We start from the raw sequence: 21,328 nt of genomic DNA, 5'->3' as shown, positions 1-21,328 counted from the left end.
TTGCCGCCGAACATATTTCGTCTCGACGGGCTCGCCGACAACGGTGTCGGCAACCACCAAAACAGGGTAATCGGGCCCGTCAACCGGGTTTGGCACCCGTCGGAGCGCGCCCCGGCGACGGATGCCCGTTCGCCACGCGGCCCGGCAGGACTCATGACCGCCGGTCAGGGCTTACGCTGGCAGAGTGACACCGTCGGATGCGAGTGGCCCCCGCCTGCCGAACCTGCAGAACACCGTCGTCGTCGCGGCCTTCGAGGGCTGGAACGACGCCGGTGATGCGGCCAGCGGTGCGCTCGAACACCTCGACTCCATCTGGGAGGCCGAGACCATCGTCGAGATCGACGACGAGACGTACTACGACTACCAGGTCAATCGCCCGGTGATCCGGCAGATCGACGGAGTGACCAGGGAGCTCGTCTGGCCCTCGATGCGCATCTCACACTGCCGCCCGCCCGGCAGCGACCGCGATATCGTGCTGATGCACGGCGTCGAACCCAATATGCGGTGGCGCACATTTTGCGCAGAGTTGCTGGCAATCGCCGACAAGCTGAATGTCGACACCGTGGTGATCCTCGGTGCGCTGCTGGCTGACACCCCGCACACCCGCCCGGTGCCGGTCTCCGGCGCCGCCTACTCCGCCGACTCGGCCAAGTTCTTCGGGCTGGAAGAGACTCGCTACGAGGGGCCGACCGGGATCGCCGGGGTGTTCCAGGATGCCTGCGTGCAGGCCGGGATACCCGCGGTGACGTTCTGGGCGGCGGTGCCGCATTACGTGTCGCAGCCGCCGAACCCCAAAGCCACCGTGGCGCTGCTGCGTCGGGTGGAAGACGTGCTCGATATCGAGGTGCCGCTGGCCGATCTGCCGAGTGCCGCCGAGGAGTGGGAGCAGGCCGTCACCGAGATGACCGCCGAGGACGACGAGATCGCCGAGTACGTGCAGTCCCTTGAGGAACGCGGGGATGCCGAGGTCGATATGAACGACGCGCTGGGAAAGATCGACGGGGATGCACTGGCGGCGGAGTTCGAGCGGTACTTGCGCCGGCGCGGCCGGTAGTTCTTTCGGCCCAGTGGCCACTTATGCCACGCATTCTCGATTCTCGCGTGCAATAACCGGCCACTCGGCGGGGGTTCAGTCCTCCAGCGCCTCGGTGCGGGCGCTGAGTGACCGTCCGAGCGCGGCAACCTCGGCGTCGAGCTGCGGCAGGAGCTCCGGGGTGAACCTGCGGATATCGCGTTCGGCCGGTGCGGTGGAGACCACCGGGCGGATCCACCGGAAGGCCCCGACCCAGTTCGGGCAGTAGATGCGCTTCTTCCGTGCCTCGATGCCCTTCACGAACGCTTCTCCGCACTCGGCGACCGTCGTCGTCTTCTTCAGCGGTCCCGGCATGCGCCTGAGCATCTCGCGGAACGTGGACAGGTCGGCCTTGGCGTCCTGGACCAGCGGGGTGTCGATCCAGCTCATGTGCGCACATCCGACATCGACCCCGTGATGGGCGACCTCCAGGCGCAAGGTGTTGGCGAAGTACTCGGCGCCGGCCTTCGACGCGTGGTACGCGGCCAGCCCCGGCGCTGAGGTGAACGCCGCCAGCGAGGACACCACCAGCACATAGCCGCGGCGTTCGATGACGGCGGGCAGGGTGGCCCTCACCGTGTTGAACACGCCGACGATGTTGACGTCGATGACGCGCCGGAACGCCTCGGGATCGACCTGCAGCACCGAGCCGAAGCTGGCGATCCCGGCGTTGGCCACGACGATATCGATGCCGCCGAATCGTTCCACGGCGGCATCGGCGGCCTGCTGCATGGCGGATAGGTCACGAACATCGGCCAGCGCGGTCAGCACGTGCGCAGGCCCGCCGAGTTCGGCGGCCAGTTCCGCCAGCGGTGCCTCGTCCAGATCGGTGAGCACCAGGCTGGCGCCCTTGCGGCGCAGTCTGCGGGCCACCTCGGCGCCCGCACCGCGCGCTCCCCCGGTGATGAAGACGACCTTGCCGTGCAGTGAGCTCATGGCCGACAACCTACTCGGCGGTTACAACCGGACCCCGAGCAACGCATCGACGAGGTCTCTGACCAGCCCCGGTGCCGTCGGGTCGGTGCCGCCGTAGGTCGATGCGTCGGTACACCAACCATCAACGGCGGCAAGCGCTTTCGGGGTATTCAGGTCATCGGCGAGGTAGCCGCGGACACGGCTCAGCAGATCGGTGGCATCGGGACCTGCCGGCAGCGCGGTGGCTGCCCGCCACTGCTGCAGCCGCGCCTGGGCCTGGGCCAGGACGTCATCGCTCCAGAACCGGTCCTGCCGGTAATGACCGGCGAACAGACCAAGCCGCACCGCGGAAGGATCCACCCCGTCGGCCCGCAACCGCGATACCAGCACCAGGTTGCCGCGACTCTTGCTCATCTTGTGGCCGTCCCAGCCGATCATCCCGGAGTGCACATAGTGCCGGGCGAAGCGCCGTTCGCCGCTCACGGATTCGGCGTGGGCGGCCGAGAACTCGTGGTGCGGGAAGATCAGGTCCGATCCGCCGCCCTGGATGTCGAGGCCGGTGCCGATGCGGGTCAGCGCGATCGCCGCACACTCCACGTGCCAGCCGGGCCTGCCCGCGCCGAACGGTGACGGCCAGCTCGGCTCGCCGGGACGTTCGGCACGCCACAGCAGGGCGTCGAGCGGATCGGCCTTGCCTGCGCGGTCCGGGTCACCACCGCGCTCGGCGAACAACCGGGACATGGTCTCGTGGTCAAAACCGGACTCGTAGCCGAACTGCCGGGTCGCATCGGCACGGAAGTACACATCGGGATACTGCGGATCGTCGACGACGTAGGCGGCCCCGGAGGCCAGCATCTTCTCGACGAGTTCGACGACCTCGGCGATGGCATCGGTGGCCGCCACGTAGTCGCGCGGCGGCAGCACCCGCAGGGCGGTCATGTCCTCGCGGAACAGCTGTGTCTCGCGATCACCGAGTTCGCGCCAGTCGATACCGTCGCGGTCGGCCCGCTCGAACAGCGGGTCGTCGACATCGGTGATGTTCTGGACGTAATGCACGTCGTGGCCGCCGTCCCGCCATACCCGGTTGACCAGGTCGAAGGTCAGATAGGTGGCGGCGTGCCCGAGGTGGGTGGCGTCATAGGGGGTGATCCCGCAGACGTACATGGTCGCCGTGGGACCCGGCGAAACCGGGCGCACCTGGCGGTCGGCGGTGTCGTAGAGCCGCAGCGCGACACCGGCGCCCGGCAACGTGGGAACGGTCGGCGCCGGCCAGGACTGCATGACGTCGACTCTAGGTTGTTGGCTCACCGGTGCCCTCCGTTGGATCTGCCTTTCGCCAGGAACCGACAAGTAGCAGGGCCGGTTCATTCCCCGAACCCATCCTCAGAAGGCCGAGCGGATGGTGTCGAGCAGCGGGCCCGCCAGCTCGGGCCGGCACATCAGCAGATCCGGCAGATAGGGATCGCGCCGGTTGTAGACCAGCGGCGCCCCGCCCAACCGGGTGGCGTGCAGACCTGCGGCCCAGAGAACGCCTGCGGGGGCGGCCGAATCCCACTCCCACTGCCCGCCGGCATGGATGTAGGCGTCGACATCGCCGCGCACCACGGCCATCGCCTTCGCGCCGGCCGAGCCGATCCGGACGACCTCGATGTCCATCTGTTCGCGCAACCACCACAGCACGGCCGGTGGTCGGTAGGCGCTGGCGGTGATCCGGATGGGACCGTCGCGTCGCGGTAGCGGTGGGGTGACGGTGTCGGTGCGATACACCTGGTGCAGCGCGGGCAGGGCCACGGCGGCGTCGGTGATGGCACCCCGGTCATCGGTTGCCGCCGGGGCGGCTCCGGGCTGGTTGGTCGCCGCCGGGGCGGCTCCGGGCCGGTCGGTCGCCGCCGGGGCGGCTCCGGTCTGGTTGGTCGCCGCCGGGGCGGCTCCGGGCGCAATGCCGTGCCTTTGCCACAGCGCGATGTGCACAGCCCAGTCGGCGTGCCCGGCCATCGAATACTCACGGGTGCCGTCGACGGGGTCGACGATCCACACCCGGTCGGCATGCACCCGGGACAGGTCATCGACGGCCTCTTCGGACAGCACAGCATCCCCCGGGCGCAATTCGGCCAGGCGATTCAGGATGAAGGTGTTGGCACGGCGATCGCCGGCGTCACCGAGTTCGTAAGGGTCGTAGAAACCGACCTCCTCGCGGACGGCCAGCAGCAGCTCCCCGGCTTCGGCGGCCACCATCGCGGCCACCTCGGCGTCGGTATGCGCGGCGAGAGTCACCGGACAAGTATCGCGGTGGGGCCGCGGCGACGGCTGGTCGGGTACCCGCGCTCAGAAGGCAGGCCATGGGATCGGGCGGTGCCGATCCGGTGACGGCATCACCGGATCGTCAAGCAGTGCAGTGATTCTCGCACCGAGTGCGGCCACTTCGGCGGCGGTCAGGTGTTCGCGCAGCTGGTCAGCCAAGCCGTCGCGCACACTGACTCGCAACTGGTCGATGGCGCTCAGCGAGTCGTCAGAGACCGGCTTGCCCGCCCATCCCCACAGCACCGTGCGCAGCTTGTCCTCGGTGTGCAGGGTCACACCGTGGTCGACGCCACGGACCCGGCCGTCAACACCGGCGAGGATGTGCCCGCCCTTACGGTCGGCATTGTTGATCAGGACGTCGAACACGGCCATCCGCCGCAGCCGGTCATCGTCGGCATGCACCAGCAGAACGGCGTCACCGGACTGGTCATAGGCCTGCAGGATGGGCAGATAACCGGCGGGCACCTTCCCGGCGGGCACCAGGTCGACCAGGTCCAGACCATCGTCGCCGTCATCCTCGGATGGTCCGTCGGTCAATCCGTCACCGGGCTGGTCGACCCACACCTGCACCATGCCGATTCCGGCGGGACCGCCGCGAATGACGGTGTGCGGCACGATATCCCAGCCGAGTGCCGCCGAGATCTGATAGGCCGCCCGCTCGCGGCCCGCCAGCGTGCCGTCCGGGAAGTCCCACAGCGGCGCCTCCCCGGCGACCGGCTTGTACACACAGTGCACGGTCTGCTCCCCGAGGGTGGACTCGCACAGGAACGTCGCGTTGCTCGCCGAGCGGATGCGCCCGAGAACGTTCAGCTCGCCGGTGCTCAGCAGTTCCGCGAGATCGGCATCAGAAGGGCGGTTCATCATCTGTCCCGCCGAAGGCACCGCGCCGATATCCGTTGGTGCGCACGCAGATGTGGCCTTCGGGATCGAGCGGTTCGTCACACAGCGGGCACGGCGGCCGTCCGGCCGAGATGACCCGGTTGGACCGGGTCGCGAACTCCCGTGCCGATTCCGGGCTCAAAAAGACCCGGACCGCATCGGGTCCCTCCTCGGCATCGTCGAGCACCACCGAGGCGTCGAACTCGGTGTCGGAGACCGCGAGCAGCTCGACTACCACTGTCTGCGCCTCGGCATCCCAACCCAGCCCCATCGTGCCGACCCGGAACTCCGCGTCCACGGGCATCTCGAGGGGTTGCAGGTCGTCGATCTCGCCGGTATCGGGCGGGATCGGCGTGCCGAACCGGCGATTGATCTCCACCAACAGCGCGGTGATGCGCTCGGCGAGCACGGCCACCTGCTGTTTCTCCAGCATCACCGACACGATCCGTTTGTCGTGGACGGCTTGCAGGTAGAACGTGCGGTTCCCGGGCTGCCCGACGGTCCCGGCCACGAAACGGTCGGGTGAGCGGAAGACGTGAATTGCGCGGGCCATGGCACCTTTCAAAATAGCCGGTAGCGGCCGGACTCAATCGGTGGAGCCGCCGACGACCGCGTCACCGGCAGGGGTGGCGGCCGGTTTGGTGCTCAGCGCGGCAGTCAACCCGTCGCCGGTGTGGTTGACATGCAGCACGAAAGGCCGCATCTCGGTGTAGCGGATGACGCTCATGGATGCGGGGTCGGCCGTGATGCGCTGGAAGCTGTCCAAGTGCGTACCGAGCGCATCGGCGAGCACCGATTTGATGACATCGCCATGGGTGCAGGCGATCCACAACACGTCGCCGCCATGCGTTTCCGACAGCCGCCGGTCGTGTTCGCGGATCGCCGCGACGGCGCGGGCCTGCACCTGCGCCAGGCCTTCACCGTCGGGAAAGACGGCCGCGCTCGGTTGCGCCTGCACCACCTTCCACAGCGGCTCTTTGAACAGTTCGGCGATCTTGCGCCCGGTCCATGCGCCGTAATCCACCTCGGTGATCCGCTCCTCGACGGCCGGCTCGATACCGAGAGCGGCGGCCAGCGGGGCCACGGTGTTCGCGCACCGCAGCAGCGGCGAGCGCACGATCGCCTTGACCGGTAGTGATCCGATCCGGGCGACCAGCGCCTCGGCCTGTTCGCGCCCGGTGTCGTCGAGGTCGACGCCCGCCGAACGGCCCGCCAGGGTGTGCGCGGTATTTGAGGTGGAGCGGCCGTGCCGCAGCAGGATGACGGTCACGGACGGGCCCTTCGGGTCGGCGGGGTCATTTCGCGGCGAGGACCCCGGCGCCCAGCAGGATCATCACGACGACGCCGAGGGTGATCCGATATCCGACGAACCAGTACATGCTGTGGTTGACCAGGAACTTCAGGAACCACGCGACGGCGGCATACCCGACGACGAAGGCGATGACTGTGCCCAGCACGATCTGCGCGACGCTGGCGCTCATACCGGTGTCGCCCGGCTCGAACACGTGGCTCAGTTCGTAGAGCCCGGAACCCAACACCGCCGGGATGGCCAGCAGGAAACCGAAGCGGGCCGCGGCCTCGCGCTTCTGTCCCAGGAAGAGCCCCGTGCTGATCGTCACACCGGAACGTGAGACACCCGGGATCAACGCGAGCGCCTGGGCCGAACCGATGAGCAGACTGTCGCGCAGCGTGAACTGCTCGATGGGACGGGTTTGCTTTCCGAAATACTCCGCGGCGGCGATGACAAAGGAGAACACGATCAGCGCGGTGGCGATGACCCACAGATTGCGGACGTCATCGCGGATGAAATGTTGCAGCGTGAAACCGAAGATGCCGATGGGGATGGTGCCGATGATCACCCACCAGCCCAGCCAGTAGTCCGGGGTGCGCCGGTCGGGGGCACGCAATCCGCCGAACCAGGCCGTCACAATCCGCCCGATATCGCGGGCAAAATACAGCAGGACGGCCACCTCGGTACCGATCTGCACCACGGCGGTGAACGACGCGCCGGCGTCGGCGCCGAAGAACGCCTCGGACACGATCGCGAGGTGACCGGACGAGGACACCGGCAGAAACTCGGTCAGTCCCTGGACGACCGCAAGCACGACGACCTGCAACCAGGACATCTCAGGCATGGACATCTCTCATCACGCGGACGACCGTACCGTGGGGGCCTGGTCACCGCGTCGCGCGCACCGGCTCCGCTCCGGCGACGGCATCACGCACGGTGGCCGCTACGCTGCGCTCATCGGCAAGATCGATATCTTTCAGACTGCGGGACGTGCGGGCGATGACGTCCTCGCGCTGCGGGACGGGCCCGCTCAGCCGGGGCCGGTACACCTCGACAACCAGGTTCTGCCGGTCCTCGACGTGAAAGGAGAAGCTGCGGCCATCACCGAGGGTTCCGAACCCGCTGGCGTGCACGCCCGTCGAGACGTGCTCGATGGCGAACTCGCCTGCCGACAGTTCGGTCTCCGGAGCCAGTGCCATAGCTCGCACCATACCCACAAATTGACGGTTAGGTCCCCATTGGCAAACTTTGCGCAAAGCGCGAACGCGAACGCAGGCGGAATGCGGAATCAGGAGTTTTGAAGGCCCATGACCACGAAACCCGTATTCCGGGTGCGCTCACTCTCGGCATTGACACTGGTTGTCGGCGTCGCGTCGGCGTGCTCGTCGACGCCTGCCGATTCGCCACCACCGACCATCCCCGTCGCAACACCGGCCGTGTCGCCACAGGTCAGTGGCGCCGTCGACGGTGTCGTGACGCCGTTGGCCGCGCCGGGAATGGCCGCCGTCTTCGATATCCGCACCTCCTCGGCGGTCGTGTTGGGCCCTCCCGATCGCCTGACCGTGGTGCCCGCCGACGGGCGGACGCGCACCATCGAGCTGCCCGCGGCGGCCACCGCGATCACCGGCGACGGTTCCGGGGAGGTCTGGTTGTCCATCCGTGGCGGATATGTGCGAGCGAACGTCGCCGCCGGCGCCGCCACCCCGGTGGAGATCAAGGACCACGCCGACACCGATTTCACCGCGATCGGCCGCAACACCGACGGGACGCTGGTTCTCGGCAGCGCCGACGGCACGGTGTTCACGCTGCGCTCCGATACCGAGGTCGGCGCGAGTCTGAAGAACTTCGCACGTGTCGATGCCCTTGTCACTCAAGATGATTCGGTCGTCGTCTTGGACCGCGGCCAGACCTCGGTCACCGAGATCGACGAGGGCGGCACCAAGCCGGAGCAGGCGTTGCGCGCCGGCGAGGGTGCCACCTCGATGACCGTCGACCCGGCGGGACGGGTGCTCGTCACCGATACCCGAGGCGGCGCCCTGCTGGTCTTCGGCACCGACCCGCTGATCCTTCGACAGCGCTATCCGGTGGGCGAGGCACCCTACGGCGTGACCGGGTCGGCGAAGATGACCTGGGTGTCACAGACGGCGACCAACACCGTCATTGGCTACGATCTGGCTACCGGAATACCCGTTGAAAAGGTGCGTTATAGGACTGTGCAGCAACCCAATACCTTGGCCTTCGACGATGCCGGCGACACCCTCTATGTGGTCTCCGGTGTTGGTGCCGGGGTGCAGGTGATCAAGGGGGCGAGTAGGTCATGACGACGGTGGCACGAAGCCGGATGCCCGCGGGCTGGGCCGGTGACCTTTCCGAGGACTACGAATGGGTGCCGCTGCGCTTACCCCCCGACGTCACGCGTTTGTCGGCGTCGGTGCGCTTGTCCATCGAGGCGCAGTATCGCGGCTGGGAGCTGACCAAGGTGCGGCTCTATACCGATGGGAGCAGGCGCGTGTTGTTGCGGCGCAAGAAGACCGTACTCGGAGAGCAGCCTGCCCTGTGATCTACCGCTTGATGCGGCGCGCGTTCTTCCTCGTCGCGCCCGAACGTATTCATGCCGTCGTGTTCGCGATACTGCGGCTGGCCACATCGACCGGGTGGAGCCGCCGCGTCCTGTCGGCCAGGTTGGGCGCGGTGGACCCGATCCTGGCCAGCACGGTCGCCGGTGTGCGCTTTCCGGCGCCGCTCGGGCTGGCCGCGGGTTTCGACAAGGACGGCCACGGTCTGCAGACCTGGGGCCCACTGGGCTTCGGGTATGCCGAGATCGGCACGGTCACGGCCGAGGGCCAACCGGGGAATCCGGCACCGCGGATGTTCCGGCTGCCCGCCGACCGCGGTCTGCTGAACCGGATGGGCTTCAACAATCACGGTGCCGCGGCCCTGGCCCGGCAACTGCGATCCCACCGCCCCGATGTACCGATCGGGGTGAACATCGGCAAGACCAAGACCACCCCCGCCGAGCAGGCGGTCGACGATTACGTCACCAGCGCGCGGTTGGTCGGTCCGCTGGCGTCCTATCTGGTGGTCAACGTCAGCTCACCGAACACCCCGGGGCTGCGCGATCTGCAGGCGGTGGAGTCGCTACGACCCATCCTCGCCGCGGTTCGTGCGGTCGTCACTGTGCCGGTGCTGGTGAAGATCGCTCCCGATCTGTCCGACTCCGATATCGACGATATCGCCGATCTGGCCGTCGAATTGGGCCTGGCCGGCATCGTCGCCACCAACACCACCATCTCTCGGGCCGGCTTGCAGACCCCTGGTGTGGACGAGCTCGGCGCCGGCGGGGTGTCCGGTCCACCGGTCGCCCGGCGAGCCCTTGAGGTGTTGCGTCGGCTCTACGCCCGCGTCGGTGACCAACTGGTGCTGATCAGCGTCGGCGGCATCGAGACCGCCGAGGACGCCTGGGAACGCATCCTGGCCGGCGCGTCGCTGTTGCAGGGCTATACCGGGTTCGTCTACGGCGGTGGGCTGTACGCCAAGCAGATCCACGACGGCCTGGCGCGCCGACTGCGCGAGGGCGGGTTCGCCTCGCTGTCGGAGGCAGTCGGCGCGGAGACCCGCTTCTAGTTCTGTTCGTAGGTGAAATGCAGCACGGCGCGAGCGATGGCCTTACCGAAGAGGTTGAACCCGAGGAAGGCCGGGGTGGCGCCGTCGGGCAGCTCGAGTGACTCCACCGGCAGTGCATGCACGGCCACGTAGTAGCGGTGCGGGCCGTGTCCGGCCGGGGGCGCGGCACCGAGGAAACGCTTGAGTCCCGCATCGTTGGTCAGCGTCACCGCGTTGCCGGGCAGCGGATCGCCGTTACCGGCGTCGGCGGGCAACGAGGTGACCGTGGCGGGCAGGTCGGCGACGGCCCAGTGCCAGAACCCCGACAGCGTCGGAGCGTCCGGGTCGTACACGGTGACCGCGAAGCTACGCGTCTCCTCGGGAAAGCCCGACCAGCTCAGCTGGGGTGAGACATCCTTGCCGCCCGCACCCATGATGCCGCTGACCTGGTCGTTGCCTACGGGCTGGCCGTCGGCGAAGGTCTCCGAGGTCAGCTCGAAGGTCGGCAGCTTCGGCAGGTTGGCGTAGGGATCTGCGGGTGTTGCGGTCATATCGCCCCTCTTCTGGTCAGCAGTTGGTGAGGAAATGCTCGAGCACCTCGGTGCCGAACTGTAGTGCGTCAACGGGTACCCGTTCGTCGACGCCATGGAACAACGCGGCGAAGTCCAGATCCGGCGGCAACCGCAGCGGGGCAAAGCCGAAGCAGCGAATCCCCAAGCGTGAGAATGCTTTTGCATCGGTGCCACCGGAGAGCATGTACGGCACGATCCGCGCCTCGGGATCGACGGCCAGCAGCGCGGCGTTCATCGCATCGACCAGATCACCGTCGAAGGTGGTCTCGACAGACGGCAGATCTCTTTCCCAGGTGCGCACCACGTCGGGCCCGATGAGCTCGTCGACTTCGCGTTCGAAGGCCTCGCGACGTCCGGGCAGCACCCGGCAGTCGATGACGGCCTCGGCCGTTGCCGGGATCACGTTGGCCTTGTAGCCGGCCTTGAGCATCGTCGGGTTGGCGGTATCGCGCAGCGTGGCCCCGACGATGCGGGCGATATCACCGAGTTTGGCGATGGTGCCGTCGAGATCGGGTGAGTCGATGTCGAATTCGTAGCCGGTCTCCTCGGCGACCGCCGCCAGGAACTGCGCCACCGGTTCGGTGAGTACCAGCGGGAACTGATGTCTGCCCAGCTTTGCGACGGCTTCGGCGACCGCGGTGACCGCGTTGTCCTGGTGCACCATCGAGCCGTGCCCGGCGCGGCCCCGCGCCGACAGCCGCATCCAGGCGATGCCCTTCTCGGCGGTCTCCACCAGATACAGCCTGCGCTCGCCGCCGTGCCGCGACGGCACGGTCAGCGAGAAACCACCCACCTCGCCGATCGCCTCGGTGACGCCGTCGAAGAGATCAGGCCGATTGTCGACGAGCCACTGTGCACCGTAGGTGCCTCCGTGCTCCTCGTCGGAGACGAACGCGAAGACCAGATCGCGCGGGGGGACGATGCCCGCACGTTTGAAGTGGCGGGCGACGGCGATCATCATGCCCACCATGTCCTTCATGTCGACCGCGCCGCGGCCCCAGACATAGCCGTCCTTCACCGCACCCGAGAACGGGTGCACGCTCCAGTCGGCAGGCTCGGCGGGCACGACGTCCAGATGTCCGTGGATCAGCAGAGCGCCGCGCGAGCGATCCGCACCCGGCAACCGGGCGAACAGATTGCCGCGACCGGGGGCGGCCTCGACGTACTCGGTGGTGTAGCCGACCTCGCGCAGTCGGTCGCCCACCCACTGCGCGCAGTCCGCCTCGCCCCGCGTGGTCGCCGGATCTCCGGTGTTGGAGGTGTCGAAACGGATGAGGGTGCTGACGAGGTCGACCACCTCGTCGGCGGCGCTGGGCTGGACGGTCACAACCCCATTCGTACCATCGCCGGTGTCTGCCCGGACAGGGTGGCGCACCGGCGCCGACGGGCTGGTTTGGGTCCGACCGCCCCTATCCGTTAGCCTTAGTCGCTCCTCGCCGACGGCGCGGAGAATGTCCGAGTGGCGGAATGGCAGACGCGCTAGCTTGAGGTGCTAGTGCCCTATTAACGGGCGTGGGGGTTCAAGTCCCCCCTCGGACACAATTTCTCGGTACGGCCCCGGTTGCTCAACCGGGGCCGTATCGATTTATCGGGCGCCGGCCACCAGCGCGGCCAACCGTTCGGCCGCTCCGCTGTCGGGCACCGGCAGGTAGGCCACGATCTGGATGTTCGGCACATCCACCGGCGCCAACTGATGGTGTTCCAGGCGCATCTCCCCGATCCCGGCACGGAAGAAGCGACGCTCCCGCGAGGTGAACCGTTGCACACTGCGGCGGCGCCACTGCGACTCGAAATGCTCGCTGGCCGCGCGGAGCCTGTCGACCAGTGTCGAGTAGGCCGGCTCCCCCGCTCGCGATCCCGCCTCTGCGCGGAACTCGGCAAGGAAGCGGCTGCTGTCGTTCTCCCAGTCCGGCAACAACTCCCGGATCGCGGGGTCCATGAACATCAGCCAGAGCAGGTTGCGGTCGGTCTCGGCGGTCACCGCGATGTTCGGGTACAGCGCGGCGTAGGCACCGTTCCACGCGGTGATCTCCCAGAACGGTCCGATCGCGAACGCCGGGTAGCCGGCCAGCGCGTCCAGGAAGCGTTGCACGTGCGCGGGCGTCGGCACGTCCGAAGGAACCGGGTCCGGGGCATGACCGCCGAGGCTGCGCACGTAGTCACGTTCGGCAGGCGTCAGCCGCAGGGCCGTACTGACCGCATCGAGAACCTGACGCGAGGGGTTGATCTCGCGGCCCTGCTCCAGCCACGTGTACCAGGTGACGCTCACCCCGGCCGCCAGTGCGACCTCCTCACGCCGCAGGCCGCTGGTGCGCATCCGCGGCATGGGGTCATATCCGAGGTCCTCACGTGCGGCGGCCTCCCGGCGGGCCCGCAGGAACTCTCCCAGCGCGCGGCGCTGCCTGCTGCGTGTATTCATCCTCCGATGGTAGTGCCAGTTCTAGTATCAGCACCGTCTTCCCACGTAGAGGCCCTTGATGCCACGCTGTGTGTTATGGCAGAACTGAGATCTCGCACGGTCACCCACGGTCGCAATATGGCCGGCGCGCGTTCGCTGTTGCGGGCCGCCGGCGTCGCCGGGTCCGATATCGGCAAGCCCATCGTGGCGGTGGCCAACAGCTTCACCGAGTTCGTGCCGGGGCACACCCACCTGCAGCCCGTCGGCCGCATCGTTTCCGAGGCCATCTCGGCGGCCGGTGGGGTTCCGCGCGAGTTCAACACCGTCGCCGTCGACGACGGTATCGCGATGGGTCATGGCGGAATGCTGTATTCGCTGCCGTCCCGTGAGCTCATCGCCGACTCGGTGGAGTACATGGTCAACGCGCACTGCGCGGACGCGCTGGTGTGTATCTCCAACTGCGACAAGATCACTCCCGGCATGCTGATGGCCGCGCTGCGCCTGAACATCCCGACCGTCTTCGTCTCCGGCGGCCCGATGGAGGGTGGCACCGCCGTCCTGGTCGACGGCACGGTCAAGACCCGATTGAACCTGGTGTCGGCCATCGCCGATGCGGTGAACACCGATGTCTCCGACGCGGACATCTCGCGCATCGAGGAGGCTGCCTGCCCGACCTGTGGCTCGTGCTCGGGGATGTTCACCGCCAATTCGATGAACTGCCTCACCGAGGCGCTCGGGCTGGCCCTGCCCGGCAACGGTTCGGTGCTGGCCACCCACACCGCGCGCCGCGCGCTCTACGAAAAGGCCGGTAGCACGGTGATGGACATCGTGCGGGCCTACTACGACGACGATGACGCCTCGGTCCTGCCCCGCAACGTCGCCACCCGCGACGCATTCGATAACGCGATGGCACTCGATATCGCGATGGGCGGATCCACCAACACCGTGCTGCACCTGCTGGCCGCCGCCCGCGAGGCCGAACTGGATTACACCTTGGAAGATATCGAGAAGCGCAGCCGGCTCATCCCGTGCCTGTGCAAGGTTGCCCCCAATGGTCACTACCTGATGGAAGATGTGCACCGCGCCGGCGGTATCCCGGCCATCCTCGGCGAGCTGTGGCGGGGCGGTCATCTGCACGAGACGGTGCACACCGTGCACTCGGGCTCGCTCGCGGAGTGGTTGCGCGCATGGGATATTCGCGGCGGATCCCCGTCGGCGGAGGCCGTCGAACTGTTCCACGCCGCCCCCGGATGCGTGCGGTCGGCATCGGCGTTCTCCCAGTCCGAGCGGTGGGACAGCCTGGACACCGACGCCGAGAGCGGTTGCATCCGTGATGTGGCCCACGCCTATTCCGCCGACGGCGGGCTGGCCGTACTGCGCGGCAACCTGTCGGTGGACGGCTGCATCGTCAAGACGGCCGGCGTCGACGAATCCATCTGGACGTTCTCCGGTCCGGCCGTGGTGCTGGAATCGCAGGAGGACGCCGTCGACGCCATCCTTTCCGGACGGGTGCAGCCCGGCGATGTGGTCGTGATCCGTTACGAGGGGCCGAAGGGCGGCCCGGGCATGCAGGAAATGCTCTATCCGACGGCCTATTTGAAGGGCCGCGGGCTGGGCACGCAATGCGCACTGATCACCGACGGTCGGTTCTCCGGCGGTACGTCGGGTCTGTCCATCGGCCACGTCTCCCCCGAGGCGGCCGCCGGCGGCACCATTGCGTTGGTCGCCGACGGTGACCTGATCACCATCGACATCCCGCGCCGCAGCATCGAGGTCGACGTGCCGCACGCGGAACTGGAGCGTCGGCGCGTGGCCCTGGAGGCCGCGGGCGGGTACCGGCCCAAGGATCGGCCTCGCACGGTGTCGGCGGCCCTGCGTGCGTACGCCGCGCTGGCACTCTCGGCCGACAAGGGCGCGGCCCGAGACATCGATGCGGTGTAGCTCACCCTGCTAGCCTGTGCGGGCCAGTCACCTCCGCAGGGAGTAGGGAACCCGGTGTGAATCCGGGACTGACGCGCAGCGGTGAGGGGATGACGAGGCGGGCCACGTGCCACTGGGAGTGCATGCTCCCGGGAAGGCGTCCCGCCGAGGACGACCCCCGAGTCCGAATACCTGCTGGCATCCGCGACGGCGTGTCGCGGCTTGTCACCGGGTCTCGCTGATCAGGCCCCTGATGCCGAAGGAATCCCTCATGTCCGCATCTGTCCATGGCGATCTCGCCGATCCCGCCGACCTCGTACGGGCGTGGGATGACCAACAATCGGCCTATATCGCGGGCCGCGAATCCCGCTTCCGTGCCATCACCGACATCATCGGACTGGCCTGCGGCGAGGAACCCGTGGTCGTCGACCTGGCCTGCGGGCCGGGATCGTTGAGCGCCCGCATCCTCGACGCACTCCCCGGTGCCCGGGTGATCGCCCTCGATTTCGACCCGCTGCTGCTCGATCTGGCCGGTCGGACGCTCGGCGCCCATGACCGTGTCATCGTCGTCGAGGCCGACCTTGCCGAGGACACCTGGCCGGACGCGGTGGCGACGGCCACGGCGGGCACACCGATATCGGCGTTCGTCTCCACAACCGCGCTGCACTGGCTGACCCCGCAAACATTGTTGAGCGTGTACACCGCTGCGGCAGAGATGCTGTCCGACAACGGCATTCTGCTCAATGGCGACCACTTCCGGTTCGACGGTCGCCAGCCGACCCTGCGCAGGCTGGCCGAAGCACACGACGCCGGCACCCAGGCGCGGGCACACGCCGCGGGATCGCCCACCTGGGATCAGTGGTGGTCCACGGCGACCGCGCGCGACGGCGTAGCCGACTTGGCGGCACTGCGCGAGCAGCGGTTTGCGCACCGAAACCCACCGCCCACCACGGCGGTGGACTTCCATCTCGCTGCATTGGCCCAAGCCGGTTTCTCCGAGGTCGCCACCGTCTGGCAACTGCTCGACGACTACGTGGTCATGGGGGTCAAGTGATGTCGTGGCAGCGCGTCATCGGCGCTCTGGGCGCGGTGTCGATGTTGGTCTCGGGATGCGGTACCCGGACTCCCGACCCGGCCGGCGCATCGGCGACACCGGCGGCCGGCGCGGGATTCCCGGTCGCACTGCAGAACTGCGGCGTCGACGTCGAGGTTGCCGCTGCGCCGGCACGCGCCATCTCCATCAATCAGCCAGCGACCGAGCTGATGCTCACCCTGGGGTTGGCCGATCGGATGGTCGGCACCGCATCGTGGAACGAACCCGTGCCGGCGCAACTCGCCGAGGCCAACGCGAAGGTTCCCGAACTGAGCGCCGATTTCCCCTCGCTGGAAACCGTTCTGGACACCGAACCCGACTTCGTCTACGCGACGTTCGCCTACACGTTCTCCGACCAGGGCGTCGCATCGCGGGAACGCTTTTCCGAGTTGGGCATCCCCACCTACCTGTCGGCGAGCGAGTGCAGCGGACAGCAGGCCGAACAGCACCGCGCCTTGACCTTCGAGGACATCTATATCGAAATCGGAGATATCGCACAGATATTCGGGGTCAACGAGGAAGCGGCACGACTCGTGACGTCACTGAAAGATCGAGTCCGGTCCGCCACCGACGGTCTGAACTCCTCCGACACCAGCCTGATGTACTGGTACTCGGCGACCAGGGCGCCCTATATCGCGGGTTGCTGCGGCGCCCCGGGAATGATCACCGATGCCGTCGGCGCGCGTAATGCCTTCGCCGACAGCCGCCAACTGTGGCCGGAAACGTCCTGGGAAGCGATTCTGGACCGCGATCCCGACGTGCTGGTGCTCGCCGACCTGACCCGCGGCGACGACGGCGACACTGCCGCCGCCAAGATCGCCTTCTTGGAAAGCGATCCGTTGGCCCGGCAGCTCACCGCCGTCCGCGAACAGCGTTATGTCGTGGTACCCGGCACCGCGCTGGACCCGTCACTGCGCAATGTCGACGCCGTGGAGATGATCGCCGACGTCCTGAGAAGGAACAGCTGACTGGGCGTCAGCCGGCCAGTTCCACGTCGCCGCGGTGCACGTGCACGCAGGCGCGCTTGTTGCCCCACACCGTGGGCACTGTGAAGCAGACCACCTTGGGCTTTCCGAAGACCGTGGTCTCGGCCACCGTGCCGACGGCGCCTTCCGGCACCGTCTGGACATCCATTTCGTCGATCTCGCGGCTGGCGGTCACAGTGTCACCGGTCTGCCAACTCATGTTTCGTGTCTCCTGATCCAAGTTCTGGTTCGTACGACACATGCAACCAACGCGAGTGGATTTTTATTCACGCTGATCGATCAATACACGTCACGGACGTATCGCTTGGTGGCGACGAGCTCCTTCTTGTAATCGTTGGCGGCCTCGACGGACAGCGATCCGTGCTTGCGGATGATCGCCAGCAGCGCCGCGTCGACATCGGCGGCCATCCGGCTCGCGTCACCACAGACGTAGAAATGCGCACCGTCCTGCAGCCAGCGCCACAGGTCGGCGCCGCGTTCGGCCATCTTGTGCTGGACATACACCCGACGTGGCTGGTCGCGTGAGAAGGCGAGGTCCAGTCGGCTGAGGAAGCCGTCGTCGACCATGCCCTGCACGTCTTCGCGGTAATAGAAGTTCTGGTCGCGATGTTGGTCACCGAAGAACAGCCAGTTGCGGCCGCGGTGGCCGAGTGCGCGACGCTCCTGCAGGAACGCCCGGAACGGCGCGATCCCGGTGCCCGGTCCCACCATGATCATCGGTGTCGTCGAGTCCTCGGGCGGGCGGAAGTTCGGCGAGCGCTGCACGAACACCGGTGCTGCCTGTGCCCGGTCGGCCAGGAACGTCGAGGCGACGCCGCCGCGCGTGATGCCCCGGGCGGTGCGATAGCGCACCACCGACACCGTCAACTGCACCTCGTCCGGGCTCACCAACGGACTCGACGAGATGGAGTACTGCCGGGGGGTGAGCCGGACGAGCGCGTCCAGCCATTCGGCAGCGTCGGCCCGGACGGGAAACTCCCCGACGATGTCCAGACCGTTGCGGCCGGCGAGCCAGCTGTCGAGTTTCGCGCCGGATCGACGCAGCACCTTCGCCTGCGCGCACCGCTCGGTGACGAACCCGAGCAGGTTCGGGGTCACCTTGCACAGGTCATAGGAATGCGTCAGCGCGGTGCGCAGGTCGACCTCGGCGCCGTCGACCTCGACGATCTCGTCACCGGACAGTCCGGTGGCTGCCAGCCAGGCCCGCACCGAGTCGGCATCGTTGCCGACGAACACCCCGAGGGAATCCCCGGCGGCATAGCTCATGCCGTGTTCGGCGGCATGCTCGGTGATGTCGAACCCGATGTGGCGCACTTCCTTGGCGGCCGCCACCGGGGTCAGGCGAATGTTGCGGCTCACCGGCGCCGACAGCGGATTGCCGCGGGTCAACGGTGGAGCGGGTGTGGTTGTACGCGTGTGTTCGGGTGCGGTAGCGGTAGGTGCGGTGGTGACCGCGGCGGCCCAGGCGGCCATCGGTGCCTCGTCGTGCGATTCGCACTCGACCAGCTCGTGTGTCCGGACCGCGCCCAGCTCGGCCAGGCGGGCATCCAGGGCCTTGGCGTGACCGCAGAAGTTGGCGTACGCCTTGTCTCCGATACCGAGCACCGAGTAACGCACCCCGGTCAACGGTGGCGCGTCGGCGCGGCACAACCGGTCCCAGAAGTCCGCACCATTGTCCGGTGGCCCACCGTCACCGAAGGTGCTGGTGATCACCAACACCTCGGTCGCCGCGGCGACATCGTCCAAGGTTGCCTCGTCCATGATGACCGATCGGGCGCCGGCGATCCGCGCGGCCAGCCCGGTCGCGAACTCCTCGGCGTTGCCGGTCTGGGAAGCCCACAGCACCAATGGCCCGGTGGCGGGTTGCTCGGGTGTGCGTGAGTAGGTGCCCGCCAGCAGTCCGTCGACCCACAGTCGGACCGCCGGGCGCACCGGCGCCGAGAGCGGCAAGACCGGGACGCCGCCCGGTGTCGCGTCCAAACCGGTGAAGAACCCGGACAGGTAGAGCCTCTCGTCGTCGGTGAATTGTGGTGCGGCCGTGCGCAGACCGAGCGGATCGGGGGCGGCCACCTCGATGGGCCGTAGCCGCACGGCACACACTTTCAGTTCCGGTTGCAGGGAGTCCGCGTCGACGGCATCGTTGGTGACGGCGTTGACGGCGAGATACTCGCCGTGCTCGTCGTTCCAGTGGAACGGCGCCCACACGTTGCCCCGGCGCACCCGTTCGCTGATGGCTGCGGGCAACACGACGCGACCACGCCGGGAGGTGAGCTCGACGTGGTGGGCGGCGGTGATGCCCAGCGCCGCGGCATCATCGGGGTGGATCTCGACGAACGGCGAGGCATCGAGTTTGTTGAGTTTGGCCACGCGTCCGGTCTTGGTCATGGTGTGCCACTGATGCTGCAGCCGACCGGTGTTGAGCACCATCGGATAATCGTCATCGGGCAGTTCGCGCGGGTCCATGTGCGGCCGGGCGAGGAATTGTGCCCGCCGTGACGGTGTCGGAAACGCCAGCCGGGGCCGGTGCCCGTCGGCGTCGACGTGCAGGGTCTGCGATACACCGTCATTGAGGTATCGGATGGGGTGGCGGTCGTCGGGATCGGCGGGTGGGCAGGGCCATTGCACGGGTGTCTCACGCAGCCGGTCATAGCTGACGCCGCGCAGGTCGTATCCCGTGCGGGGATTGGCGAAGCGACGGATCTCGTCGAAGATCTGGGCGCTGGACTTGTAGGCGAAATCGTCACCGAAACCCAGATATTCGGCGACACCGCAGATCAACTCCCAGTCCGGCCGCGCCTGGCCCACCGGTGCCACCGACTGCTGCAGCAGGGTGATGTTGCGCTCGGAGTTGACCATCACCGCGTCGCACTCGGACCACAGTGCGGCAGGCAGCACGATATCGGCGTAACGGTTCGTGGCCGTGTCAATATAGGCGTCCTGGGTGATGACGAGCTCGGCCGCTTCCAGGGCGGCGATGACGGTCGATCGGTTGGGCACGGAGACAACGGGATTGGTGCAGATGATCCAGCAGGCCTTGATCTCACCGGCGGCGGCCTGTTCGAACATGGCTACCGTGCCCGGGCCGACGTCGGACCGGATTGTGCCCGGTTCCAGGCCCCATTGTTCCTCGCAGAACGCCCGGTCCTCGGCCGAGAGCACCGCCCGCTGACCGGGCAGGCCCGGTCCCATATAACCCATCTCGCGGCCGCCCATCGCGTTGGGTTGTCCGGTCAGCGACATCGGCCCGCTTCCCGGCCGGCAGATCGCACCGGTGGCCAGATGCAGGTTGCAGATGGCGTTGGTGTTCCCGGTGCCGTGGGTGCTCTGGTTCAGGCCCATGGTCCAGCACGTCATCCACTCCCCTGCCGCGGCGATCATCGATGCGGCGGTGCGGATATCTGCCTCGTCCAACCCGGTGATGGCGGCGACCCGGGCGGGCGGGTAATCGGCGAGGAACGCCGGCATATCCTGCCAACCCTCGGTGTGTTCGGCGATGAATTCCTCGTCGATGTCTCCGTTCACGACGAGCAGATGCAGCAGCCCGTTGAGCAGTGCGAGGTCGGTACCCGGTGCGATCGGCAGGTACAGGTCGGCCTTGTCGGCGGTGGCGGTGCGCCGGGGGTCGACGACGATCATCTTGGCGCCGGCCTTGAGCCGGTCGGCCATGCGCAGGAACAGGATCGGATGACAATCGGCCATGTTCGCGCCGATGACGAAGAACAGGTTCGCCGAATCGAAATCGGTGTAGGAACCCGGCGGTCCGTCGGCGCCGAGGGATTGTTTGTAGCCGGTGCCCGCGCTGGCCATGCACAACCGTGAGTTCGATTCGATGTGCACGGTGCGCAGATAACCCTTGGCCAGCTTGGTCGCCAGATATTGTGCCTCCAGCGACATCTGGCCCGATACATACAGCGCGACCGCGTCGGGCCCGTGTTCGTCGACGATGGCCCGCAGCCGGTTTCCGGCTTGCGCCACGGCTTCTTCGACCGGGGTTTCCATCGGCTCGCCACCCCGCTCGGGACGCACCAATGCGGTGGTCATCCTGCCCTCGGTCGCGGCCATCAGCTCGGCGTGAGTGGCGCCCTTGGTGCACAACCTGCCGTGGTTGGTGGGATGCAGCTTGTCACCGTTGACCTTGGCGATCACCGGCAGACCGGTAGTGCGATCGGTTGTGGTGGTGACCTCGATCCCGCAGCCCACACCGCAATACGAGCAGGCGGTCCGCGTGGTCACCGACATGCCACCATCGTGTGCTGGCACTGTTCCGGCTCCTTTGAGGCGACGTTATGGCAAGGAAA

The 21,328-nt window shown here is 67.5% G+C and carries 20 protein-coding genes, 1 tRNA gene and 1 riboswitch; of the genes, 8 read left to right on the top strand and 13 right to left on the bottom strand.

Annotation, left to right across the window (positions count from 1 at the left end; all coding sequences use genetic code 11):
- The first annotated feature begins 184 nt into the window (after positions 1 to 184).
- On the top strand, positions 185 to 1,054 hold the full coding sequence (locus tag PGN27_RS01115; protein WP_335324425.1) for a PAC2 family protein: 870 nt from the start codon (positions 185 to 187) through the stop codon (positions 1,052 to 1,054).
- Positions 1,055 to 1,129: 75 nt separating this feature from the next.
- Here the strand turns inward: PGN27_RS01115 and PGN27_RS01110 are convergent, their stop codons facing one another.
- From PGN27_RS01110 to PGN27_RS01075, 8 genes are all read right to left on the bottom strand, one after another.
- On the bottom strand, positions 1,130 to 2,008 hold the full coding sequence (locus PGN27_RS01110; protein WP_335324424.1) for an SDR family oxidoreductase: 879 nt from the start codon (positions 2,006 to 2,008) through the stop codon (positions 1,130 to 1,132).
- A 21-nt stretch (positions 2,009 to 2,029) separates the two neighbouring features.
- Positions 2,030 to 3,268 (bottom strand): cysteine--1-D-myo-inosityl 2-amino-2-deoxy-alpha-D-glucopyranoside ligase, encoded by a 1,239-nt coding sequence (gene mshC, locus PGN27_RS01105; protein WP_335324423.1) that lies wholly within the window; start codon positions 3,266 to 3,268, stop codon positions 2,030 to 2,032.
- Positions 3,269 to 3,370: 102 nt separating this feature from the next.
- On the bottom strand, positions 3,371 to 4,222 hold the full coding sequence (locus PGN27_RS01100; RefSeq protein WP_418888542.1) for a 3'(2'),5'-bisphosphate nucleotidase CysQ: 852 nt from the start codon (positions 4,220 to 4,222) through the stop codon (positions 3,371 to 3,373).
- A 90-nt stretch (positions 4,223 to 4,312) separates the two neighbouring features.
- On the bottom strand, positions 4,313 to 5,149 hold the full coding sequence (locus PGN27_RS01095) for an Rv2133c family protein (protein ID WP_335324421.1): 837 nt from the start codon (positions 5,147 to 5,149) through the stop codon (positions 4,313 to 4,315).
- Positions 5,133 to 5,720, bottom strand: a complete 588-nt coding sequence (locus tag PGN27_RS01090) for an Rv2134c family protein (protein WP_030135533.1) — start codon at positions 5,718 to 5,720, stop codon at positions 5,133 to 5,135. The genes PGN27_RS01095 and PGN27_RS01090 overlap by 17 nt, the downstream gene beginning before the upstream one ends.
- 33 nt (positions 5,721 to 5,753) lie before the next feature.
- Positions 5,754 to 6,437 carry a histidine phosphatase family protein gene (locus PGN27_RS01085; RefSeq protein ID WP_335324420.1) on the bottom strand — a complete coding sequence of 228 codons (684 nt, stop codon included), beginning with the start codon at positions 6,435 to 6,437 and terminating at the stop codon, positions 5,754 to 5,756.
- 25 nt (positions 6,438 to 6,462) lie between these two features.
- Positions 6,463 to 7,293, bottom strand: coding sequence for an undecaprenyl-diphosphate phosphatase (locus tag PGN27_RS01080; protein ID WP_335325186.1), 831 nt, complete (start codon positions 7,291 to 7,293; stop codon positions 6,463 to 6,465).
- A 52-nt stretch (positions 7,294 to 7,345) separates the two neighbouring features.
- Complete coding sequence (locus PGN27_RS01075) at positions 7,346 to 7,657, bottom strand: hypothetical protein (RefSeq protein ID WP_335324419.1); 312 nt, start codon at positions 7,655 to 7,657, stop codon at positions 7,346 to 7,348.
- Positions 7,658 to 7,765: 108 nt separating this feature from the next.
- Here PGN27_RS01075 and PGN27_RS01070 point away from each other — a divergent pair, with 108 nt between their 5' ends.
- The 3 genes from PGN27_RS01070 to PGN27_RS01060 are packed head-to-tail and all read left to right on the top strand — an operon-like array spanning position 7,766 to position 10,082.
- Entirely contained in the window at positions 7,766 to 8,779 is a 1,014-nt protein-coding gene (locus tag PGN27_RS01070) for a YncE family protein (protein ID WP_335324418.1), read from the top strand.
- Positions 8,776 to 9,018 carry a DUF5703 family protein gene (locus PGN27_RS01065; protein ID WP_335324417.1) on the top strand — a complete coding sequence of 81 codons (243 nt, stop codon included), beginning with the start codon at positions 8,776 to 8,778 and terminating at the stop codon, positions 9,016 to 9,018. Before PGN27_RS01070 ends, PGN27_RS01065 begins: the two co-directional genes overlap by 4 nt.
- A gap of 11 nt (positions 9,019 to 9,029) precedes the next feature.
- Complete coding sequence (locus PGN27_RS01060) at positions 9,030 to 10,082, top strand: quinone-dependent dihydroorotate dehydrogenase (protein ID WP_335325185.1); 1,053 nt, start codon at positions 9,030 to 9,032, stop codon at positions 10,080 to 10,082.
- Here the strand turns inward: PGN27_RS01060 and PGN27_RS01055 are convergent.
- Both PGN27_RS01055 and PGN27_RS01050 read right to left on the bottom strand, forming a co-directional pair.
- Positions 10,079 to 10,612 carry a YbhB/YbcL family Raf kinase inhibitor-like protein gene (locus tag PGN27_RS01055; protein ID WP_335324416.1) on the bottom strand — a complete coding sequence of 178 codons (534 nt, stop codon included), beginning with the start codon at positions 10,610 to 10,612 and terminating at the stop codon, positions 10,079 to 10,081. The genes PGN27_RS01060 and PGN27_RS01055 overlap by 4 nt on opposite strands.
- 16 nt (positions 10,613 to 10,628) lie before the next feature.
- Positions 10,629 to 11,960 carry a M20/M25/M40 family metallo-hydrolase gene (locus PGN27_RS01050; protein ID WP_335324415.1) on the bottom strand — a complete coding sequence of 444 codons (1,332 nt, stop codon included), beginning with the start codon at positions 11,958 to 11,960 and terminating at the stop codon, positions 10,629 to 10,631.
- 126 nt (positions 11,961 to 12,086) lie between these two features.
- Between PGN27_RS01050 and PGN27_RS01045 the strand changes: the two genes are divergently transcribed.
- Positions 12,087 to 12,172, top strand: a tRNA-Leu gene (locus tag PGN27_RS01045).
- A 46-nt stretch (positions 12,173 to 12,218) separates the two neighbouring features.
- Here PGN27_RS01045 and PGN27_RS01040 read toward each other — a convergent pair.
- A complete protein-coding gene (locus tag PGN27_RS01040) occupies positions 12,219 to 13,052 on the bottom strand; it encodes a helix-turn-helix transcriptional regulator (RefSeq protein ID WP_335324414.1) in 834 nt (277 codons plus the stop codon).
- 75 nt (positions 13,053 to 13,127) lie between these two features.
- Here PGN27_RS01040 and ilvD point away from each other — a divergent pair, with 75 nt between their 5' ends.
- From ilvD to PGN27_RS01025, 3 genes are all read left to right on the top strand, one after another.
- Positions 13,128 to 14,972 (top strand): dihydroxy-acid dehydratase, encoded by a 1,845-nt coding sequence (gene ilvD / locus PGN27_RS01035; protein WP_335324413.1) that lies wholly within the window; start codon positions 13,128 to 13,130, stop codon positions 14,970 to 14,972.
- Between the two features lie 7 nt (positions 14,973 to 14,979).
- Positions 14,980 to 15,165: riboswitch (cobalamin riboswitch) on the top strand.
- 57 nt (positions 15,166 to 15,222) lie between these two features.
- Positions 15,223 to 16,005, top strand: a complete 783-nt coding sequence (locus tag PGN27_RS01030) for a methyltransferase domain-containing protein (RefSeq protein WP_335324412.1) — start codon at positions 15,223 to 15,225, stop codon at positions 16,003 to 16,005.
- Entirely contained in the window at positions 16,005 to 17,012 is a 1,008-nt protein-coding gene (locus PGN27_RS01025) for an ABC transporter substrate-binding protein (protein ID WP_335324411.1), read from the top strand. The genes PGN27_RS01030 and PGN27_RS01025 overlap by 1 nt, the downstream gene beginning before the upstream one ends.
- 7 nt (positions 17,013 to 17,019) lie before the next feature.
- Here the strand turns inward: PGN27_RS01025 and PGN27_RS01020 are convergent, their stop codons facing one another.
- The gene (locus PGN27_RS01020; RefSeq protein ID WP_335324410.1) at positions 17,020 to 17,229 is read right to left on the bottom strand and encodes a hypothetical protein; all 210 of its coding nucleotides are present in this window, start codon (positions 17,227 to 17,229) and stop codon (positions 17,020 to 17,022) included.
- Between the two features lie 80 nt (positions 17,230 to 17,309).
- Positions 17,310 to 21,269: a bifunctional nitrate reductase/sulfite reductase flavoprotein subunit alpha gene (locus PGN27_RS01015; protein ID WP_335325184.1), complete on the bottom strand. Its 3,960-nt coding sequence runs from the start codon at positions 21,267 to 21,269 to the stop codon at positions 17,310 to 17,312.
- Positions 21,270 to 21,328 lie beyond the last annotated feature (59 nt).

This window comes from Mycolicibacterium neoaurum, assembly GCF_036946495.1.
In the GTDB taxonomy this organism is placed as follows: domain Bacteria; phylum Actinomycetota; class Actinomycetes; order Mycobacteriales; family Mycobacteriaceae; genus Mycobacterium; species Mycobacterium neoaurum_B.
Note: the sequence above shows the minus strand (reverse complement) of the source record. Positions and strands in the feature narration are given on the sequence as shown.

What these genes read in the sequence shown, in the direction of transcription:
- PGN27_RS01080 (WP_335325186.1), bottom strand. Translation starts at nt 7,293, where the DNA reads ATGTCCTGGTTGCAGGTCGTCGTGCTTGCGGTCGTCCAGGGACTGACC.
- PGN27_RS01065 (WP_335324417.1), top strand. Translation starts at nt 8,776, where the DNA reads ATGACGACGGTGGCACGAAGCCGGATGCCCGCGGGCTGGGCCGGTGAC.
- PGN27_RS01040 (WP_335324414.1), bottom strand. Translation starts at nt 13,052, where the DNA reads ATGAATACACGCAGCAGGCAGCGCCGCGCGCTGGGAGAGTTCCTGCGG.
- PGN27_RS01015 (WP_335325184.1), bottom strand. Translation starts at nt 21,269, where the DNA reads ATGTCGGTGACCACGCGGACCGCCTGCTCGTATTGCGGTGTGGGCTGC.
- ilvD (WP_335324413.1), top strand. Translation starts at nt 13,128, where the DNA reads ATGGCAGAACTGAGATCTCGCACGGTCACCCACGGTCGCAATATGGCC.
- PGN27_RS01110 (WP_335324424.1), bottom strand. Translation starts at nt 2,008, where the DNA reads ATGAGCTCACTGCACGGCAAGGTCGTCTTCATCACCGGGGGAGCGCGC.
- mshC (WP_335324423.1), bottom strand. Translation starts at nt 3,268, where the DNA reads ATGCAGTCCTGGCCGGCGCCGACCGTTCCCACGTTGCCGGGCGCCGGT.
- PGN27_RS01060 (WP_335325185.1), top strand. Translation starts at nt 9,030, where the DNA reads ATGCGGCGCGCGTTCTTCCTCGTCGCGCCCGAACGTATTCATGCCGTC.
- PGN27_RS01070 (WP_335324418.1), top strand. Translation starts at nt 7,766, where the DNA reads ATGACCACGAAACCCGTATTCCGGGTGCGCTCACTCTCGGCATTGACA.
- PGN27_RS01095 (WP_335324421.1), bottom strand. Translation starts at nt 5,149, where the DNA reads ATGAACCGCCCTTCTGATGCCGATCTCGCGGAACTGCTGAGCACCGGC.
- PGN27_RS01075 (WP_335324419.1), bottom strand. Translation starts at nt 7,657, where the DNA reads ATGGCACTGGCTCCGGAGACCGAACTGTCGGCAGGCGAGTTCGCCATC.
- PGN27_RS01100 (WP_418888542.1), bottom strand. Translation starts at nt 4,222, where the DNA reads ATGGTGGCCGCCGAAGCCGGGGAGCTGCTGCTGGCCGTCCGCGAGGAG.
- PGN27_RS01020 (WP_335324410.1), bottom strand. Translation starts at nt 17,229, where the DNA reads ATGAGTTGGCAGACCGGTGACACTGTGACCGCCAGCCGCGAGATCGAC.
- PGN27_RS01030 (WP_335324412.1), top strand. Translation starts at nt 15,223, where the DNA reads ATGTCCGCATCTGTCCATGGCGATCTCGCCGATCCCGCCGACCTCGTA.
- PGN27_RS01090 (WP_030135533.1), bottom strand. Translation starts at nt 5,720, where the DNA reads ATGGCCCGCGCAATTCACGTCTTCCGCTCACCCGACCGTTTCGTGGCC.
- PGN27_RS01025 (WP_335324411.1), top strand. Translation starts at nt 16,005, where the DNA reads ATGTCGTGGCAGCGCGTCATCGGCGCTCTGGGCGCGGTGTCGATGTTG.
- PGN27_RS01055 (WP_335324416.1), bottom strand. Translation starts at nt 10,612, where the DNA reads ATGACCGCAACACCCGCAGATCCCTACGCCAACCTGCCGAAGCTGCCG.